The sequence below is a fragment of the Vibrio sp. 1CM8B genome (genome assembly GCF_023161685.1).
GTDB classification, from domain to species: domain Bacteria; phylum Pseudomonadota; class Gammaproteobacteria; order Enterobacterales; family Vibrionaceae; genus Vibrio; species Vibrio coralliirubri.
Map to the genome: position 1 here is coordinate 1 of NZ_JALNTU010000029.1, position 1399 is coordinate 1399.

At 46.0% G+C, this 1399-nt stretch carries 2 rRNA genes; both read left to right on the top strand.

The features are described 5' to 3' along the window. Positions 1–587, top strand: a 16S ribosomal RNA gene (locus MSG36_RS23780); the annotation flags it as partial. A gap of 389 nt (positions 588–976) precedes the next feature. Then, positions 977–1399, top strand: a 23S ribosomal RNA gene (locus MSG36_RS23785); the annotation flags it as partial.

Below are 1399 nucleotides of genomic sequence, written 5' to 3' on the forward strand. Positions count from 1 at the left end.
ATTCGATGCAACGCGAAGAACCTTACCTACTCTTGACATCCAGAGAAGCCAGCGGAGACGCAGGTGTGCCTTCGGGAGCTCTGAGACAGGTGCTGCATGGCTGTCGTCAGCTCGTGTTGTGAAATGTTGGGTTAAGTCCCGCAACGAGCGCAACCCTTATCCTTGTTTGCCAGCGAGTAATGTCGGGAACTCCAGGGAGACTGCCGGTGATAAACCGGAGGAAGGTGGGGACGACGTCAAGTCATCATGGCCCTTACGAGTAGGGCTACACACGTGCTACAATGGCGCATACAGAGGGCAGCAAGCTAGCGATAGTGAGCGAATCCCAAAAAGTGCGTCGTAGTCCGGATTGGAGTCTGCAACTCGACTCCATGAAGTCGGAATCGCTAGTAATCGTGAATCAGAATGTCACGGTGAATACGTTCCCGGGCCTTGTACACACCGCCCGTCACACCATGGGAGTGGGCTGCAAAAGAAGTGGGTAGTTTAACCTTTCGGGGAGGACGCTCACCACTTTGTGGTTCATGACTGGGGTGAAGTCGTAACAAGGTAGCCCTAGGGGAACCTGGGGCTGGATCACCTCCTTATACGAAGATAGTCACGATGAGTACCCACACAGATTGATGGTTTAGATTTAGTTAAAGCCAGAGCTTTAATTAATAACGTAAGTTATTGATTAAAGCTTTTTGCTTTATGCTCTTTAACAATTTGGAAAGCTGACTGATTGATTACTTACGAGTAATTCAATCAAATTTAAAAGTTCTCAATGTTTATCTTTCATTAGGTAAACACAACAAACACATTCAAGTGTCTTGTATTCGAATCAATGTTTACATTGATTCACAATTGAGTCCGGCAAACAGTTATCAAGAATTAACCCTTCTTGATGACAACCAAAAACCTTGGTTAGTTGCCATACGCTTATTTGTCTTCACTTTTTAAAGTGAAAGCAAATAGAAACCCTTTCGGGTTGTATGGTTAAGTGACTAAGCGTACACGGTGGATGCCTTGGCAGTCAGAGGCGATGAAAGGCGTAATAACTTGCGATAAGCCCAGATTAGGTAGTAATAACCTTTTGAGTCTGGGATTCCTGAATGGGGAAACCCACTTACATAAGTAAGTATCCTGTTGTGAATACATAGCAACAGGAGGCAAACCGGGGGAACTGAAACATCTAAGTACCCCGAGGAAGAGAAATCAACCGAGATTCCGAAAGTAGCGGCGAGCGAAATTGGATTAGCCCTTAAGCTTTTAATGATGCAGGTGAAGAGTCTGGAAAGTCTCGCAGTAAAGGGTGATAGCCCCGTAACCGACACATCATAATCAGTGAAAACGAGTAGGGCGGGACACGTGATATCCTGTCTGAATATGGGGGGACCATCCTCCAAGGCTAAATACT